The 17,041-nt window shown below is 63.5% G+C and carries 17 protein-coding genes; 2 read left to right on the forward strand and 15 right to left on the reverse strand.

Annotation, left to right across the window (positions count from 1 at the left end):
- Positions 1-94: 94 nt before the first annotated feature.
- The 5 genes from ACOZ9V_RS09340 to ACOZ9V_RS09360 all read right to left on the reverse strand — a co-directional run bounded on the left by ACOZ9V_RS09340 (position 95) and on the right by ACOZ9V_RS09360 (position 5,029).
- A complete protein-coding gene (locus ACOZ9V_RS09340; protein ID WP_139467206.1) occupies positions 95-610 on the reverse strand; it encodes a ferritin in 516 nt (171 codons plus the stop codon).
- 159 nt (positions 611-769) lie between these two features.
- A complete protein-coding gene (locus ACOZ9V_RS09345; RefSeq protein ID WP_139467207.1) occupies positions 770-2,203 on the reverse strand; it encodes an amidase in 1,434 nt (477 codons plus the stop codon).
- Complete coding sequence (locus tag ACOZ9V_RS09350; protein ID WP_181270494.1) at positions 2,200-3,441, reverse strand: amidohydrolase; 1,242 nt, start codon at positions 3,439-3,441, stop codon at positions 2,200-2,202. The genes ACOZ9V_RS09345 and ACOZ9V_RS09350 overlap by 4 nt, the downstream gene beginning before the upstream one ends.
- Positions 3,442-3,535: 94 nt before the next feature.
- A complete protein-coding gene (locus ACOZ9V_RS09355; RefSeq protein ID WP_139467209.1) occupies positions 3,536-4,273 on the reverse strand; it encodes a hypothetical protein in 738 nt (245 codons plus the stop codon).
- Positions 4,274-4,282: 9 nt separating this feature from the next.
- The gene (locus ACOZ9V_RS09360) at positions 4,283-5,029 is read right to left on the reverse strand and encodes a DUF5058 family protein (protein WP_139467210.1); all 747 of its coding nucleotides are present in this window, start codon (positions 5,027-5,029) and stop codon (positions 4,283-4,285) included.
- 241 nt (positions 5,030-5,270) lie between these two features.
- Here ACOZ9V_RS09360 and ACOZ9V_RS09365 point away from each other — a divergent pair, with 241 nt between their 5' ends.
- Positions 5,271-5,831, forward strand: coding sequence for a maleylpyruvate isomerase N-terminal domain-containing protein (locus tag ACOZ9V_RS09365; protein ID WP_139908024.1), 561 nt, complete (start codon positions 5,271-5,273; stop codon positions 5,829-5,831).
- 37 nt (positions 5,832-5,868) lie between these two features.
- Here the strand turns inward: ACOZ9V_RS09365 and ACOZ9V_RS09370 are convergent, their stop codons facing one another.
- The 9 genes from ACOZ9V_RS09370 to ACOZ9V_RS09410 all read right to left on the reverse strand — a co-directional run bounded on the left by ACOZ9V_RS09370 (position 5,869) and on the right by ACOZ9V_RS09410 (position 15,038).
- Positions 5,869-6,387 carry a hotdog fold domain-containing protein gene (locus ACOZ9V_RS09370; RefSeq protein WP_218973596.1) on the reverse strand — a complete coding sequence of 173 codons (519 nt, stop codon included), beginning with the start codon at positions 6,385-6,387 and terminating at the stop codon, positions 5,869-5,871.
- 48 nt (positions 6,388-6,435) lie between these two features.
- On the reverse strand, positions 6,436-6,840 hold the full coding sequence (locus ACOZ9V_RS09375; protein ID WP_434595291.1) for a DUF1801 domain-containing protein: 405 nt from the start codon (positions 6,838-6,840) through the stop codon (positions 6,436-6,438).
- A gap of 372 nt (positions 6,841-7,212) precedes the next feature.
- On the reverse strand, positions 7,213-7,683 hold the full coding sequence (locus ACOZ9V_RS09380) for a transglycosylase family protein (RefSeq protein WP_282433169.1): 471 nt from the start codon (positions 7,681-7,683) through the stop codon (positions 7,213-7,215).
- A 169-nt stretch (positions 7,684-7,852) separates the two neighbouring features.
- Positions 7,853-10,225 carry an ATP-binding cassette domain-containing protein gene (locus ACOZ9V_RS09385; protein ID WP_434595294.1) on the reverse strand — a complete coding sequence of 791 codons (2,373 nt, stop codon included), beginning with the start codon at positions 10,223-10,225 and terminating at the stop codon, positions 7,853-7,855.
- 5 nt (positions 10,226-10,230) lie between these two features.
- Positions 10,231-10,641, reverse strand: a complete 411-nt coding sequence (locus ACOZ9V_RS09390; RefSeq protein WP_139467215.1) for a VOC family protein — start codon at positions 10,639-10,641, stop codon at positions 10,231-10,233.
- A 19-nt stretch (positions 10,642-10,660) separates the two neighbouring features.
- The gene (locus tag ACOZ9V_RS09395; RefSeq protein ID WP_139467216.1) at positions 10,661-11,068 is read right to left on the reverse strand and encodes a helix-turn-helix transcriptional regulator; all 408 of its coding nucleotides are present in this window, start codon (positions 11,066-11,068) and stop codon (positions 10,661-10,663) included.
- Positions 11,065-12,588 (reverse strand): APC family permease, encoded by a 1,524-nt coding sequence (locus ACOZ9V_RS09400; protein WP_434595297.1) that lies wholly within the window; start codon positions 12,586-12,588, stop codon positions 11,065-11,067. The genes ACOZ9V_RS09395 and ACOZ9V_RS09400 overlap by 4 nt, the downstream gene beginning before the upstream one ends.
- Position 12,589: 1 nt before the next feature.
- Complete coding sequence (locus tag ACOZ9V_RS09405) at positions 12,590-13,948, reverse strand: flavin monoamine oxidase family protein (RefSeq protein ID WP_434595300.1); 1,359 nt, start codon at positions 13,946-13,948, stop codon at positions 12,590-12,592.
- 103 nt (positions 13,949-14,051) lie between these two features.
- Positions 14,052-15,038, reverse strand: coding sequence for an SDR family oxidoreductase (locus ACOZ9V_RS09410; RefSeq protein ID WP_434595302.1), 987 nt, complete (start codon positions 15,036-15,038; stop codon positions 14,052-14,054).
- Between the two features lie 63 nt (positions 15,039-15,101).
- Between ACOZ9V_RS09410 and ACOZ9V_RS09415 the strand changes: the two genes are divergently transcribed.
- Positions 15,102-16,037: a helix-turn-helix transcriptional regulator gene (locus tag ACOZ9V_RS09415; RefSeq protein WP_434595304.1), complete on the forward strand. Its 936-nt coding sequence runs from the start codon at positions 15,102-15,104 to the stop codon at positions 16,035-16,037.
- Positions 16,038-16,066: 29 nt separating this feature from the next.
- Here ACOZ9V_RS09415 and ACOZ9V_RS09420 read toward each other — a convergent pair whose 3' ends face one another.
- Positions 16,067-16,903, reverse strand: a complete 837-nt coding sequence (locus ACOZ9V_RS09420; protein ID WP_181270498.1) for a septal ring lytic transglycosylase RlpA family protein — start codon at positions 16,901-16,903, stop codon at positions 16,067-16,069.
- Positions 16,904-17,041: the final 138 nt, after the last annotated feature.

Below are 17,041 nucleotides of genomic sequence, written 5' to 3' on the forward strand. Positions count from 1 at the left end.
CGTGCTGGGATCGGCCGCTTGAGTACTCGATTCGAGTTCACACTCGACTCATAGAGCTCGCTCGGAGCGCTGAGCCGGAGCGGTCATGCAGTTCTCACTCGCTGTCGGCGGTGATATCAGGGTGGCGTGAGCCGAGTTCGGAATCGATGCGCAGGACGCCGGCACCGTCGTTGCCGACGCGCTCAAGGCGACCGATGATCTCGGAGATGCTCGACTCCTCCTCGACCTGCTCGTCGATGAACCAGTGGAGCAGCGGCAGGACGTCGAGGTCGGCCTCGTCCTGAGCGGTGCGGTAGATGTTGCGGATGGACTCCGAGACCTTCTCCTCATGGGCCAGTGCAGCCTTGAAGAAGTCGATCGGCTGCGAACCGGAGACCTTCGGAGCGGCGATGTCGCCGATCTGAGGGGCGAATCCGCGGTCGAGGCAGTGCTGGGTGAACTTGGCGGCGTGAACCTGCTCTTCTTCGGACTGGGCGCGCATCCAGCGCGTCATTCCGGGAAGATCGAGATCATCGAGCTGGATGGAGAGCTGGAGGTAGACCAACGAGGCTTCGAGTTCGAGGGTGACCTGCTCGTTGAGGACCTTCTGCATAGCGGGGCTCAGGTGCATCTTTTACTCCTTTGCGGTTCGAGGCGGATCCGTTCCGCCTGCTTAGAGAATATCCTGACACCTTTTCTAGAACCGTTCCAGTGTGGAAAGGCTCGGCAAACTCTGCCCAGGTATGCCATACCTGCCTCGACCGACGCCGCGTCCTGCGCAGAATGCCGATCAGAGGTCCGGCCGTCTGAGGTGATGTCCAGTGGCGGATTCGAAGGCATGAGCGACTCGCAGCAGCTCGACGTCCGCCCCCGGCTTCGCCACGATCTGGACACCCACCGGCAGGCCGGAAGCCGAGAAGCCGGCGGGTACCGAGATGGCTGGGCAGCCCGTCGCCGAGATGAGGCACAGTGCCCGCATCCAATCGAGATAGTTCTCCAGCTGTACCCCGTTGATCTGCCTGGGATACTCGATGTCCGCATCGAACGGCAGGACCTGGCACGTGGTGAGCACGAGGACGTCATGGCCGGCGAAATAGCTGTCGACTTCCGCGTGCAGGCGGGTGCGTGCTGATTCGGCCGAAGCCACCTCGGCACCGGTGAGGTCGAGGCCCATGCGGATGTTCCACCGGACCGATTCCTTGATTCTGTCCGGGTGCGCCTCATACAGACCGCCCCAGGAGCCCACGAAGTCGAGGGCGCGGCGGACGTTGAATACCTCGTCGGCGTCCGTGAGATCCGGGATCTCTTCGTCCACATGCGCGCCGAGGCTGCCGAACACCGGCGCGGCGGAAGCGACGATCTCCTGCACCTCGGATTCGACCGGAAGCAGTCCGTCCAGGTCGGGGTTGAAGCCGACCCGCAGTCCGGCGAGGTCGGGGGAGCGGTCGGCGTCGAGTGCGAACTCCGGGAGGTCGAAGACACTGCCCGATTCCAGGATCGATTCCGGCGCCGAAGGATGTGGCCCCGAAGCCACCGACATGAGCAGCGCCACGTCGGAGACCGTGCGTGCCATGAATCCGCTCTGGGACAGCCACGCGAAGGGGTTGCCCGGTCGAACGTGGGGGATACGGCCGTTGCTCGGTCGCAGACCGACGACGTTGTTGAACGATGCGGGCGACCGCAGTGATCCGCCCATATCTGATCCGTCGCCTGACGCCTGGATCCCGGCCGCGAGCACCGCCCCCACACCGCCGGAGGATCCCGATGCCGATTTCGTCCGGTCGTAGGGGTTCACGGTTGTGCCGAACACCTCATTGTAGGTGTGGGAGCCGGCGGCGAACTCGGGCACGTTCGTCTTGCCTGTCGTCGTGACGCCGGCGGCTTTGAGCCGGGCGATGATGAGCGCATCCGCTTCGGGCACGCGATCGGCCATGAGCGGTGAACCCCAGGTCGTGCGCATACCTGCCGTGTCGTGGGTGTCCTTATGCGTCATCGGCACTCCGTGCAGGGCACCGAAGCTCTCACCGCGGGCGGTTGCTGCGTCTGCGGCATCAGCTTGAGCGAAGGCAGCTTCGTCGTCTCGTGTGACGACGGCGTTGAGAGCAGGGTTGACCTCATCGATGCGGTCGAGATGGGCCTGCAGAGCCTCCCGAGCAGAGACTTCTTTGGCGGCGATTCGGCCGGCCAGCTCACGGGTCGACCACCACAGCACCTCCTCGCTCATGCGCGGTCCTTTCCGACCTTGCTCAGCACCGCGGACAACGCGGCTCTGATGCCCGTCTCGAGAGTGGTCTCGACATCGTCGGGAGCGAAGAACGGAGAGTGATTCCCGGGCGGGGTCTGACCATCGGCGAACTTCTCGGGGGAGTAGCCGCCGAAGAACCAGTACACGTATGGGACGCCGATGTCATCGCCGAACGCTCCGACATCCTCGCTGCCGGTGGCGGGCTCGGACAGGTGGACCTGTTCGGTGCCGAGTTCGGCTCCGACATGGGTGAGGAACGACTCGGTCTCCTCGGGGTCGTTGTAGCACCGCGGGAACCGATACATCTCTTCGATCTCGGGTTCCGGAGCTCCGGAGGCAAGAGCCTCGGCTTCGATGATGCGGCGGACCCGGTCGAGGACGACCGCGCGGACCTCCTCGGTGAAGGTGCGGATATTGAGTTTGAATTCGGCGGAGTCGGGGATGATGTTCTCTTTGAGTCCGCCGTGGAAGGTGCCGACGGTGACGACCGACATGTCGCGGCCGGAGATCTCGCGTGACACGACCGACTGAAGGCGGGTGATCATATAGGCGCCGAGGACGATCGGGTCGATCGCGTTCTCCGGCTGGGATCCGTGTGCCTGCTTGCCCTTGACGGTCACGCGCAGGCAGTCGGACATCGCCATGGCGGTGCCGCTGCTGACGTAGAGGTGACCGGCGGCACCGGGCCACACGTGCTGACCGAAGATGACCTCGGGGCGCACGATCTCATCCCAGAGCCCGTCATCGAGCATGGCGCGCGCACCTTGGCCGGTTTCCTCACCGGGCTGGAAGAGCATGACGACTGTTCCCGACCACAGGTCCCTGTGTGCGACGAGGTGCTTGGCGAGGTAGAGGCCGACTGTGATGTGAGTGTCGTGGCCGCAGCCGTGCATGACCTTCGTCGTCTCGCCGTCGGGAAGAGTGCCGTCCGCCGTGGAGGCATAGTCGAGTCCGGTGTCCTCGCTGATCGGCAGTCCGTCGATGTCGGCACGGTAGCCGATGACCGGGCCGTCGCCGTTCTCGATCACGGCGACGACTCCGGTTCTGCCGAAGGTGTGTGTCTTCAGTCCGAGGGCCTGGAGCCGGGAGGCGATCTCCGCGGCGGTGTTCGTCTCCTGCATGGATAGCTCGGGAGTGCGGTGGAAGTGCTTGTAGTCGGCGATCGTCTGGTCAAGATCGGCACTGATCGACGCGCGGAGGGCGGAGTTGAGTGACATGATGTCCTTTCAGCAGAGGTCTGGTGCCATCTTGGCAGGAATTGTCGGATGCGGGGGTCGGTCTCGGCAGACGAGCACCGAACGTTGTCAGCCCTCAGTTGATGCCGACGGTGTCGGTGCCGTCGCTGTCGGGTCTTTTGTCCGTGACCGCCTTGTTGCGGGTGAACCATGTGATGAGGATGGTCAGGAACACGACGATGGCGACGTCGCCGGGCGCGAGCACGGGAACCAGTCTGACGAGGACGAGGATGACCAGCGCCGCCATGCCGAGGGCGATGAGCGTCGATTTCAGCTGCTTGAGAGAAGCGATGAGCTGGACGGTGACACCGCCGAGGATCGCCGGGAGGATGTAGAGCTTCGCGACGAGGGTCACCGGCTCGGGAATGAGGGAGACGAGCCAGGTGCCGAGGATGCCGACGAAGATGACCATCGAGGCGACGTGGATGATCGCGGCTCCGCAGATGGCCATCGTCGCCGCGTATTCTCCCTTGCGGGTGCCGGGCTTCGCCCCGATCGTGTCCTGGGCGACGATCGCCGAGGGCAGCAGCTTGTTCGCGACGTTGCCGATCATGAAGGCCTGGTACATCCCGGCGGGTCCGAGGATCGGGAAATAGGTGAGAGGTTCGACGATGTAGAAGACTCCGTAGACGGCGAACACGGCGAGGAATCCCTTGAGGATCTCTCCGAGATCGATGTTCGCGTCGGCGACGAACAGAAGATAGAACGGCACCGAGGTGGCGATGAGGAATCCGATGAACAGCGTGATCGAGCCCCACCGGCTGGTGGTGCGCTCGAATGCCGCGTGCGAGGGTGATGTGATGATCGATGACATGGTCTCTCCTCAGGCTTCGGGCATGCCGAGACCGGCATAGTGGGCGAAGTAGGCGGCGACGAGGCCGATGAGCAGGGAGATTCCCAATCCCCATTCCTTCAGCCAGTTCTGTTTGAGCGTCTTGGCGAGCAGCAGGCAGATGCTCATCACCACTGCCGAGACGATGACGGCGATGACATGGGTCGGTGACTTCGGCAGCTCACGGAAGGTCAGCGCCGCGAAGGCCGCGAGCAGTGCCGCACCCGGGATGATCGACATGAGTGCGGGATTGACCTTCTCGAGCTTGTGAGAGCTGCGTTTGAAGATCGGGGTGAGGATGAGGGTGGAGATCATCCAGCCGGCGCCCGAGAGGCTCATCGCCATGAGGGCGACGATAAACACGCCGCGAGTGAAGGTCTCATCACCGAGGTTGGCACCCATGGTGCCTGCCGCCAGGGACGCAGATGCGACCTCGGTGGCGGCGGACCCGATGAGTCCGACGCGGACGATGACCGGGGGAGTGCCGAACAGAGGCAGCAGAGCGATGGCGACGAGGACCACCGACAGCGATGGCCCGATGGCGGCGACACCGCCGGCGCGGAAGGCCGAACGGACTTCCTGTTGGCTCATACCCGCGGACTCGGCGTTCTTCTTCACCGCGGTCATGTAGATGAGCGATTGAACGACGACGACACCCATCACCGCCATCGCGAGTATCCAGAGAATCGGTGCGTTTGCGAGGCCGATGTAGTCGGCCGAACCGCTGGCCACGGTCATGGTCAGCTCCTCACTTCATTGTCGAGTTGCAGGGGCGCAGGACGGCGATCCACATTGGTATACCATCACGCAGCGCGCAGGAACAACTTATACTGACCGAACGGTCAGGACCATGGTTTGACCAGAAGTTCTCAACACTCGAGATTCAGCGGAGCGATTTCTGATGCCCTTCCCGCCTTGCGGAACGACACCACCCGAGATCGTCGGTACGGTCCCAGGCATCCGGACTTAGGCTGAGGGCATGGATGAAGTCACGACCACTCAGCTCGATCAGGCAGAAGCATGTTGGGTCACAGCCCTCCGTCGAGTCCGCACCTCCGATCTGAACCGGACGAGCGGGGCGGCGGAATGGTCGAATGCGGAGCTCATCAATCACCTGATCGGCGGGGGAGTCCGCTACACGAAGCTGCTGCAGCAGGCGAGCACGGAGGAAGTCGAAGCCACCAGGGGAGCCGATCACCTCGGAGAGGACATGCTCGATTCCTTCTGGACTCACGAGAGGTCGTTCAGGGCGCTGGTGTACGAATGCGACCTCCACGCGCCCGTCGCTCACCGGATCGGCAGCATCCCGGGAGCGCAGCTGGTGCAGATGCGCATTCTCGAGCTCGCACTCCATGCCGCTGATCTCTCACGCGGCACCGGACATGACTGGCCGATCGATGAGAGCCTTGCCGAGTTCATCTCAACCGAGCTCGGCGATCTCATCATCGACTTAGGGCCTGAGGGCGGGTACAGGCCGCCACGCCCGATCGGCGGGGGAGTCACGCACGCTCAGCGCGTGTTGCTGCTGTCGGGCCGGTAAAGGGTTCCAGGCGGTGACCTGGTGGATCCGCGGTGCTTCAGCGCTTCTTCGGTGAGATGTACATGGTGATGCGTGCGGTGACGAAGGCGATGCCATTCGCGTCGAGGACATCCACAGGGACGATCAGGTCGAACTTCTCGTCGCCGAATTCGGGGATCTCTTCAAGCCGGGTGACTGCCATGACCGCCCCTTTGCTGGCCTTGGCGTTGTATTCCACGGTCATTCCCGCTGGGATCCAGCGGTGAGTGGGCGGCACGGTCGCTTCCGTCATGACACCGGCGGCGACTTCGGCCATATTGCACGACGCGATTGCGTGATAGGTGCCGATATGGTTGTGCATTCCACGGCGGTTGGGCGCAGTGACGCGGCACAGCCCGGGTCGCAGCTCTTTGATCTGTGGGCGCACAGTACGGAAATAGGGTGCCTTGAAGCAGATGCCCTGAGAGAACAGCCATGAACCGACGAGGCCGCCCAGAGGCATCTCCTGCATCTTCTTCCAGAGCTTGAAGGTGGGTGCAGATTCGGCGGTCTGCACGGCTGTGGTGTCTGCGGTCATGGAGGCGCCCTTCACTGTGATCTGAGTTACTGTTCAGTACACATGCTATCAGTCGGACCATTCGGCGAGCGTGTGGTCACGAGTGCGCTTGAGGAGTTCACGCAGCACCGATTCGTCGGCATCATTCAAGCGCGTGAGATACAGGCACGACGTGCCGCTGCGGTACTTGCCGAGCCTGGAGGCAAGGTCGGGCCAACGGTCCTCATAGTCGCTCGTGAGATAGATCGTATGCTGACGCGAGGCAGGGGAGTACGCGAGAACCGGCATCGTGCCGCCATGTCCTGATTCGTAGCGATACTCGACCTCGCCGAATCCGATGATGCGTGAGGCCCAGACAACGGGCTCTTCGCCGGAGATCTCTGTGAGGATCTCGCGCAGGCGATCAGCCTCGGCGCGCCTGGGACCGCCTGCACGGTCGAGCACGTCATCGACGGGTTCGCCTGTCGGTCGCATTGCTGGTTGCTTCGTCGCCATTTCGCCTCCCAGTCAGAACTCAGCAGAAGACCTGGACCATCAGATTGCAGAACACATCTGCGGCCATCGATCGTCAGCATCAACTCTATAGGCGAAACCACGGGGAAGCGGCTCGGCTCTCAATCTTTACTTAACATAATGTATATTATCGGCGTTCTATCCTAAGGCGGAGAGGAGCATCGAAACTCACGAATCACGCTCCCGACACGAAAGCACAATGCGCAGCGACGACCCTCACCGACAGAAATGGCCGTGAGCGACGCATGGGTCACTCACGGCCATTCCATGATCACGATCGCTGCGCACGTGTTCATGCCTGGAGATCGTTGATCGTCAGATCATCGTGTGGTCTCAGCTGCCGACGGTGACGTTGCCGCCGAGGCCGACCTTGCCGCTGTCGTCAGAGCCACCGTCGTCCTTCTTGCCGCCATCGTCCTTCTTGCCGCCTCCGTCATCGGCAGCGCCATTGGACTTCGTCAGTCCGGCTTTCTCACCGCAGGTCGGCCATGCGCCCGGCCCCTGCTCCTTGAGGACCTTCTGAGCAATCCGAATTTGTTCCTTCTTGCTGTGCTCATCCGCAGTGCCCGAACCGCCGAAGCCGTTCCAGGTCTGCTTGGAGAACTGCAGTCCGCCGTAGTATCCGTTGCCGGTGTTGATGTGCCAGTCTCCGCCGGATTCACATTCGGCGACCTTGTCCCAGACGCCCTTCTCAGATGCCTGGGCCGGCTGCCCTGCGCTCATTCCGGTCAGTCCGGCGGCTGCGACAGCGCCGGCGCCGACGAGCAGGGCGACCTTGCGGAGGCTTGTGCTGTAGAGGTTCACTGTGTCTTCTCCAAAGTACGACTGCATTTCGGTTCTGTAACCCGGTCGTTACCGAGCCGTTATACACCGTAACGAATCACTTGCCGCATTTGAACCCGAGACCGTGAATTCAGCATCCGAATCGCCTCCGCGGAACCTGAGTGAGGCCTGAAGAGCAGCGGCTCCCCAGTCAGGAATTCACGTACTGTGCCAGATGCTCCGCGGTCAGCGATCCATTCGCCTTCGCCCCTGCGACCAGCTCAGTCGGGCTGCCTTCGAAGACGATCGACCCTCCGTCATGTCCGGCGCCGGGACCCAGGTCGATGATGTGATCGGCGTGAGCCATCACGGCCTGATGGTGTTCGATGACGATGACGGTCCGCCCGGAATCGACGAGCCCGTCGAGGAGCTGCAGCAGATTCTCGACATCGGCCAAGTGCAGACCGGTCGTCGGTTCGTCGAGGATGATCACCTGCGCGGCATCAGCGGCTTTCGCCGACAGATGGACCGCCAACTTCAATCTCTGCCGCTCTCCCCCGGACAGAGTCGTCAGCGGCTGACCGAGGCTGACATAGCCGAGTCCCACCTCGGCGAGGATCTTCAGAATCTTCACGACCGCGGGGATACGCGACTCCCCCGCACCGAAATGCTCGATCGCCTCGTCAACGGGCAGGTCGAGGACTTCACGGATATTCAGTCCGCCCAAGGCGAACTCGAGCACCTCGGCTTGGAAACCCTTGCCCTCGCACTCGTCGCAGGGTGCGGACACGCCGCCCATGAGCGCCATATCCGAATAGATGATTCCGGCCCCGTTGCACACGGGACAGGCACCTTCGGAGTTCGCGCTGAAGAGAGCGGGCTTGACCCCATTGGCCCTCGCGAATGCCTTCCGAATGGGCTCGAGCATCCCTGTATACGTGGCTGGGTTGCTGCGCCGGGATCCCTTGATCGGCGCCTGATCGATCATCACGACCCCATCACGTCCACGCAGGGATCCCTCGATGAGGCTGCTCTTACCGGACCCTGCGACGCCGGTGACGACGGTGAGCACGCCGAGGGGCACGTCGACATCGACATCTCGCAGATTGTGCGACCCGGCGTCGCGGATCTCGAGAGCTCCCGCCGGCTCCCGCACCGTTTCCTTGAGCGACGCCGTGTATCCGAGGTGGCGACCGGTGAGCGTATCGGATGCCCGGAGACCGTCGACGGTGCCGGTGAAGGTGACCTCTCCCCCGTTGCTGCCGGCTCCGGGTCCGAGATCGACGATGTGATCGGCGATGAGGATCGTCTCGGGTTTGTGTTCGACGACGAGCACCGTGTTGCCTTTGTCCCGCAGCGCCAGCAGGAGTTCGTTCATCGATCGGATGTCGTGTGGGTGCAGGCCGATCGTCGGTTCGTCGAAGACGTAGGTGACGTCCGTGAGCGAGGACCCGAGGTGGCGGACCAGTTTGATCCGCTGCGCCTCTCCCCCGGACAGCGATCCGGCTGATCTGTCCAAGGACAGATAACCGAGGCCGATGTCGTTGAAGGCGCGCACATCCGCACGCAGGGAATCGAGCAGCGCCGAGGCGGCTCCCGGCTCGATCTGGTCCAACCAACCCGTGATGTCCGAGATCTGCAGAGCGCAGACATCAGCAATCGACTTGCCGGCGATCAGCGAGGACCGGGCGGCGGCGTTGAGCCGTGTCCCTGCGCATTCGGGGCAGGTGGTGAAAACGACGGCACGGTCGACGAATTCGCGGATGTGCTTCTGCATCGAATCCCGGTCCTTGGACAGGAACGACCGTTGGATCCGCGGGATCAGCCCGTCGAAGGTCATGTTGGTGCCATTGATCCTGACCTTCTCGCCTTCGGCATAGAGCAGATAGTGCCGCTCCTTCTCATCGAAATCGGCGACCGGTTTGTCCGGATCGAAGTACCCGGATTCGGAGAACATGCGCACCGACCAGCCGCCGGGTTTGTACCCGGGAACGGTGATGGCCCCGTCATTGAGAGATTTCGACTCATCGACCACCTCGGCGATGGAGATGTCCGTGGCTGTGCCCATGCCCTCGCAGTGCGGGCACATGCCGCCGTTGACGGAGAATGCCTTCCGTTCGACCTGTTTGCCCTCGCCCTTGTCGATGGTCACCGCGCCCTTGCCGCTCAGGGTGGCGACGTTGAAGGAATACGCGTTCGTCGATCCGAGGTTCGGTTCAGCCAGACGCGCGAAGAGGGTGCGCAGCTTCGCATTGATGTCAGAGACCGTGCCCACCGTGGAGCGCGGGTTCGCACCGATCCGCTCCTGGTCGACGAGGATGGCCGTCGTCAGTCCCTCGAGGACGTCGACCTCGGGTCGGGCCATCGCCGGCATGAAGCCTTGGACGAAGGCGGAGTACGTCTCGTTGATCATCCGCTGGGACTCGGCGGCGATGGTGTGGAAGACGAGTGAGCTCTTTCCGGAGCCCGAGACGCCGGTGAAGACCGTGAGACGGCGCTTGGGGATCTCGACGCTGACGTTCTTGAGGTTGTTCTCCCTGGCTCCGCTGACGCGGATGAGGTCGTGGCTGTCTGCACTGTGCACTGGTGTCAGTCTCTCTGCTGGATGCGGATCATGTTCCCGGCGGGGTCCCGCAGGGCGCAGTCTCGCAGACCATAGGGCTGGTCCATCGGCTCCTGCACGATGTCGGCGCCCTTGGCCTCCACCTCGGCGAAGGCCTCATCGACGTTCGGTGTCGCGAGCACGATCGCGGCATAGCTGCCTTTGGCGATGAGTCTTTCGATGGTCTCCCGTTCGGTGTCGCTGATCGTCGGGTCGGTCACGGGCGGGGTGAGCACGATCGATGTGTCGGGTTGGCCGACCGGTCCCACCGTCAGCCAGCGCATGCGTCCGGCACCGACGTCGAGGCGCAGCTCGAAGCCGAGGATGTCACGGTAGAAGGTCAGGGATTCTTCCGCATCGGTGTGCGGCAGGAAGCTGGCGTTGATCGAGATGTCCATGTCAGCAATCGTAGACTGCTCAGCTCGGTGGGACTTCTCGATTCCTGACCGGTCGCAGTGCATTCTTCACCACGATCGTCGGCAGCCGGTGCTCGCCTGCGGCGACCCCGTCGCGGTAACGGGTCGGTGAGAGTCCGACGAGTTCGCTGAAGCGAGTGCTGAAGGTGCCCAGGGACGAGAAGCCGACGGTGAAGCAGATCTCGGTGATCGTGAGGTCGCCGCGGCGGATGAGGGCCATGGCTCGTTCGATCCTGCGCGTCATGAGATACGAATACGGTGACTCGCCGAAGGCCGCTCTGAACTGGCGGCTGAGGTGCCCGGCGGACATGTGCACGCCTGTGGCCAGGGCCTCCACGCTCAATGGCTGGTCGAACTCGCGGTCGATGCGGTCCCGGACCCGGCGCAGAGCCACCAGCTGTTCGTTCACCCCTCGTCGACTCCCTGCTTCAGGGTGCGTCCGCGGAAGAAGTCGGGATGGCGGACGGATTGGAAGATCATGATGACCACTCCCAGGGCCAGCACCCCGATGCCGAGGACGAAGACGAGTCCGACGCCGAAGACCGAGGAACCCGAACCGTAGTCGGGGTCGAGAGAGTCGATTGCGGTGGTGACGAAGATGATCAGCAGGGTCACGCCCCCGACGAGAGGGAACAGGAACCGGTAGAAGAACGTGCGGGTCGAGGCGAAGAGGCTGCGTCGGAAATACCAGATGCAGGCCAGACCCGTGATGCCGTAGTAGAAGCAGACCATGAGTCCCAGAGCGGTGATCGTGTCCCACAGAGCGTTCTCCGAGAGCAGGCGCATGACGACATAGAAGATGATCGCGGCCCCCGCCGAGGTGACGGTGGCGACCGATGGGGATTTGTAGCGGGGAGAGACCCGACCGTACTTCTCCGGAAGCGCCCCGTAGTGGCCCATCGCCAGGATCGTCCGCGAGGGCGAGACCATCGTCGCCTGCAGCGAGGACAGGGAAGATGAGAGCACCGCAATGGACACGAGCACTGCAAAGGGCCCCATGACCGGGCCGGCGAGTGAGGCGAAGATCGATTCCTGGTTATCGGGGTTGCCCGCACCCAGCCCTTCGGTGCCGACCCCTGCGAAGGAGATGACGGCTATCGTACAGGCGATGTAGATGATGACGATCGCGATGATCGTGAGCATCGCCGCGCGACCCGGAGTCTTCTCCGGATCCTTCGCCTCCTCATTCATCGTGATCACTGTGTCCCAGCCCCAGAACAGGAAGATCGACAGCGATACGGCCGCAGCGACGGTGGAGAAGTCGCCGGCAGACAGCGGATTGAACCAGTCGAGAGACACCTGGGTCGGATCGTAGGAGGTGCCATTGGAAGCCTGCACAATCGCGGCGACGACGAACCAGCCCAGCGCCAGCACCTGGAAGGCGACCAGCCACACCTGCAGCTTCTCGGTGGCTTCGACTCCCCGATACGACACCCAGGCCGCAGCGGCGGTGAGGATGATCGTCACGGGGATGTTGATCCACAGCACTCGTGTGAGTTCGGCGATGGACGGATCGGAGAACACTTGGGACAGCAGGAGGAAGAGGAAGTCGACGGCCACGGCCGCGAGGTTGGACAGCACGAGGACGGTGGCGGCCACGAGTCCCCAGCCGCCCATCCAGCCCAGCCAGGGTCCGAACGCTCTGGTCGCCCACGTGAACGTGGTGCCCGAATCCGGCATCGCGGTGTTCAGTTCCCGGTAGCCGAAGACGACGAGCAGCATCGGCACGAAGCCGATGAGCAGCACGGCCGGGGTGTGCACCCCGACCTCGGAGATCGTCGGACCCAGTCCCGAGGTCAGCGTATAGGCCGGAGCGATGCAGGAGATGCCGATGACGGCTCCCCCGATGGCTCCGATCTTGCCGGCGGAGAGTCCTTTGGAGCTCAGTCCGCTCGTGTTCGTCGACGGTGACGGCTGTGTGCTGCTCATCTCAGGACTTCTCGCCGAGGATCCTCTCGGCGGTGGCGGTGCCGATGCGCACCGCTCCGTCGACGTGCTGGTAGCCTTCGGCAGCGATATCGGAGCTGGCGAAGTGGATGGGCCCGACCGGGTCGTTCTGGAACGGTCCCCACCGGTGCAGACCGCCCAGGTCATAACTGGTCGCATAGGCTCCGCGGGTCCATTCCTCCGCGCCGAAGTCGGAGAGGTAGAACACCCGGGGGTCGAGTGCCTTCGGGCCGAGGAACTCGGCGAGGGCTTCGAGGATCTTCGTCCGGCGGGACTCTTCGTCGAGGGCCCACATGGCATCGGCGTTGACATCGGAGATGAAGCCGACGAGAGTACCTTGCTCTTCACCGTGGTTCGTGTTGTCGTATACCTCTTGGACGAGACGTGAGGCGCCGAAACCGGTTCCGCACAGACCGTCTTCGCGCCAGAACGGGGTGTCGTAGGTGGCGTGGACCTTGATGACGAGCCCCATCGACTGGTGCTGGTGGAAGATCTGCTGAAGCCTCGGCAGCGGCGGGTCATAGCTGATGCGCGAGTAGAGGTTCGGTGGCACGGCGACGATCGCCTGGCCTGCGCTGACTGTCAGCTCGTCGGTGGAAACACTGACGCCGGTCTCCGACCATTCGATCCGGCGCACCGGCTGCTGCAGACGGACGATGTCCTCACCGAGCTCCTCGGCCATCTGCACCGAAACCGACTGCATCCCGCCGACGACGCGACGATCGAGGATGAAGTGATCGTCGACGAGATTCGTGAACGATCCCGCCGAGGCGGCCATGAGAATGGCTTGGAGTGCTGAGAAGGTGGTGGCGGGCTTGGTCAGCATGCCGCCGGCGACGAACAGCCCGATGTTCTCACATGCGAGTTCGTCCTCGGACTGCTGGCGCAGCCAGTGGTGAAACGAGATCGAATCGAGTTCGGCAGCGTCTTCGGCATCCCAGGGTGCCTTCGGACCGATCCTTGCGGCGAGTTCGTCGAGGATGCCGACGAGGCGCTCCATCTCGGACTGGGTCGACTCCCCCACCGGGAACATCTCCCCCGAATAGACGGTACGAGTTCCGTCGGGAGCGATGTAGACGCTGTCTCCGTAACGGTACCGCGGGTAGGTCTCTTTGCCGAGTTCGTCGACGAGGGCCAGCAGCGCGGTCTGGTCCGGGGAGATCCACTGGCCGCCGAGTTCGAACATCTGCCCGTCGATGTGTTCGGTCCAGGTGCGGCCGCCCACGCGGTCACGGGCCTCGAGCACGATGACGCTGCGTCCGGCCTTCCGCAGCCGACGGGCGGCGCTGAGACCCGATGGGCCTGCTCCGATGATGACGACGTCACGGGTCTCTGCGGACACGGCGAACTCCTCCTGAAGCGATTGGGTGGCTTCAGACTAACGAGGTCCCGGGCCCGTGCCAAGACGGATTCGGCAAGTGCGGAATCCGCACTCGCCCGTGCGGTCAGCGGAACTCGCGGGGATCCGCCGCAGGGTCGTTCTCGAGGGTGGTGATGAAGCTCCACGAATCGGGTCGCGAACCGTCGAGGTCATTGAATCCGTAGTGGAGGGCCAATCCGTGGGTGTCCTGCGTCGTCGAGTTGAAGCTGTGCCGGTCGGGATCGGCGGCCAGTGCGACAACGGAACGACCGAGCAGATGAGGCGTCTCGGAGATCGCAAAATCACGTGGCGGTTCGGTGCGGGTTTCGTCGAGCGAGTCGCGCATCCAGTCATCCTCTGTGGTGCCGAAGTGATCGAGCATCATCTCCGATCGCAGCCAACCGGGGGTGATGGCGACCGCTGTCGCTTCCACCTTGGCGAGTTCGTGGCCGAGCCCGAAGGCCAGTCGGCTCACAGCCGTCTTCGTGAGGTCGAGGAACATATTCTCCCGGTAGTGGCTCGCGTTGAACTCTGCGGTGCCGTCGGTGATCTCGATATGGAGACCGCCCGGGTTCCGTGTGAGCAGGGGCAGGGCGGCATGTGCGGTGTGCAGGTGAGTGAGCAGTCCCGCCCGGAACAAGCGCATCTCGGTATCGAGTTCGGTCTCCCAGAACGGTGTGCCCCACTCGACGTAGGCTTCTCCCCCGATGTCGTTGACGAGGATGTCGAGACGACCGTGGTCGGCTTCGATCTGGCGAATCACTTGTGAGATCCGGGCCGGATCGAGGTGATCGCAGACGTGGGCTTCGGCCTGGCCGCCTTCGTCGGTGATGAGGGCGGCGGTGTCTTCGATCGTCTCTGTGCGTGCGTAGTCGGAGGGACGCTCGTGGGTCGATCGGCCGGTGCAGTGGACGAAGGCGCCGGCGCGTGCGAGATCCCGGGCGATGGCGCGGCCGGCTCCTCGGGTGGCCCCGGCGACGAGGGCGACCTTGCCGCTCAGTGCACGTTGGGAGAACGGAGCGAAGTCGGCGGGGTCGGCGGCGTGAGCTGATTCCGGTGTCGGTGTATTCATGGGAACAGTCTCATCGGCTTCCACTGACATCTCGTGTCAGTGTCCTTCATTATTCTCGGAATTATGAAAGCTGCTCGCCTCGTTTCGGAGATCGTCATCCTCGGTGCGCGTTCTCGGCCGATCACGGCATCCGATCTCGCGCGACGTCTCGAGGTCACCGAGCGGACGATCTACCGTGACCTCGGTGAGCTGTCGCGGATGGGCGTGCCCGTCATCACCGAGGCGGGACCCGGCGGCGGGATCAGCCTCCTCGGCGACTGGGTCTCGCCTGTGGCGGGTCTGACCCGGGACGAACTCGACTCCCTCCTCATCGGCTCCCCTGCCGCGGCCGATCTCGGCTTCTCGTCCGCGTTGGCCACGGCCCGAGCGAAAGTCCTCGCCGAATCGTCATCGGCATTCTCACAGCTCATCCTCGTCGACGGGCCGGATTGGTTCATGGCCAAGGAGGATCCCGAGCAGCTCGACACCATCGTCACCGCACTGCGCACTCAGCGGGGACTGCAGGTCACATATCGCGGACGGAACGGTCTGCGACCGCGCACACTGCTGCCTCTGGGACTCGTCGTCAAGGCCGGTCGCTGGTATCTCGCGGCGCAGCCGCCGGGAGGCAGTCCCCGAACGTATCGAGTTTCACGGATCGGTTCGGCCGAGCTGCGACTCCTCCACTGCACTCCCCCGCCTTCTTTCGACCTCGCGGACTACTGGACGGGGGCGCAGGCTGAATTCGATGCTTCGATTCGTCGGATACTCGTGAGACTGCGGCTGCCCGTGGCCCAGATCGACGACCTTAAGCGCGCGATTCCGGGCCGACTCACCGAGGACGCCATCGACTCGGGGCGGACGGATCGCGACACCATCGAGATCGACCTTCCCATGGAACCCGCCGGGGTGGCCGTCAGCCAGCTCGTCACCGTGCCCGGGGTCGAAGTCCTCTCGCCAAAACAGCTCCGCCGCGTCCTGCACGATCATGCATGGGCCGCGGCGGAGCTCAATGAGTGACGTGAGCAGTCAGCAGCTTACCGCCCGGGTCACTGCACTTCGTACTTGCCGTTGATCTGCCCGGCGCCGACGCCGCCGACGGCCTCCATGGCGGCTTTGGACAGGTCGAAGCACCGATTGCCGTGGTAGGGGCCTCGGTCGTTGACCCGCACCGTCACGGACTTTCCGTTCGCGCTGTTCGTGATCTTCACCTTGGAGCCGAACGGCAGGGTCTTATGGGCCGCGGTGAGCTTGTTCGTATCGAAGATCTCGCCGTTTGCGGTCTGTTTCCCGTCGAATCCGTCACCGCCGCCGTAGTAGGACATGGGGCAGCTGCCGGATTCGCCGGCCGACTTGCCGGAGTTCGAAGGTCCGTCGTTCTCATCCGCGGACCCTCCGGACGAACCCTCGTCGCCAGAGGATTCTCCGCCGCCGGTCGAGCCCTCATCCTTCTTGTCCGCGGTCTTCGACGGCTCGGGGCTCGGTGTCTCGATATGGGTGTCGATCGTGACTTCTGCGGGCTTCTCCTTGGCCTGCTTCTTCGCCTTAGCGAGAAATTCATCCGCGGCCTTGGTCGGTTCGGAGACGGCGACGGCGGGGGCTTCGGCCGGCGCTTCGGCCACGACCTGGCCGCCCGTGGAAGAATCATTGGGCACCATTGCAAGGCTCGAAGCGACGACGGCTGCCGTTGCGGCGGTCGGCACGATGAAGGCGGAGAGCACCGGACGGGTGCGGACTGCTGCCAGCACTCCCCCGGCGGTGTTCAGGCGGTCGGTCGGTGCGTGGCGTCCGGTCTTCTTCTTCGCCGTCAGCGCTGAGAAGATCGACCCGGTCTTCTTGGTGCTCGGTGCTGAGTGTCTGCCCACAGTGGTGTTCCTCGTCGTCATCAGAGAGTGTCTCGGCAACTCGGAGATGTAATGGGAAGACCTCTCGCAGCAGTGCGCTCGAGGAGAAACTCCAAGTTATCTGATCGTTATCTTCACAGATTCTAGTTAAGGAACTGTTACAAAAGCAATGTGGCACAC

The organism is Brevibacterium sp. 1718, from assembly GCF_051131255.1.
GTDB lineage: Bacteria > Actinomycetota > Actinomycetes > Actinomycetales > Brevibacteriaceae > Brevibacterium > Brevibacterium sediminis.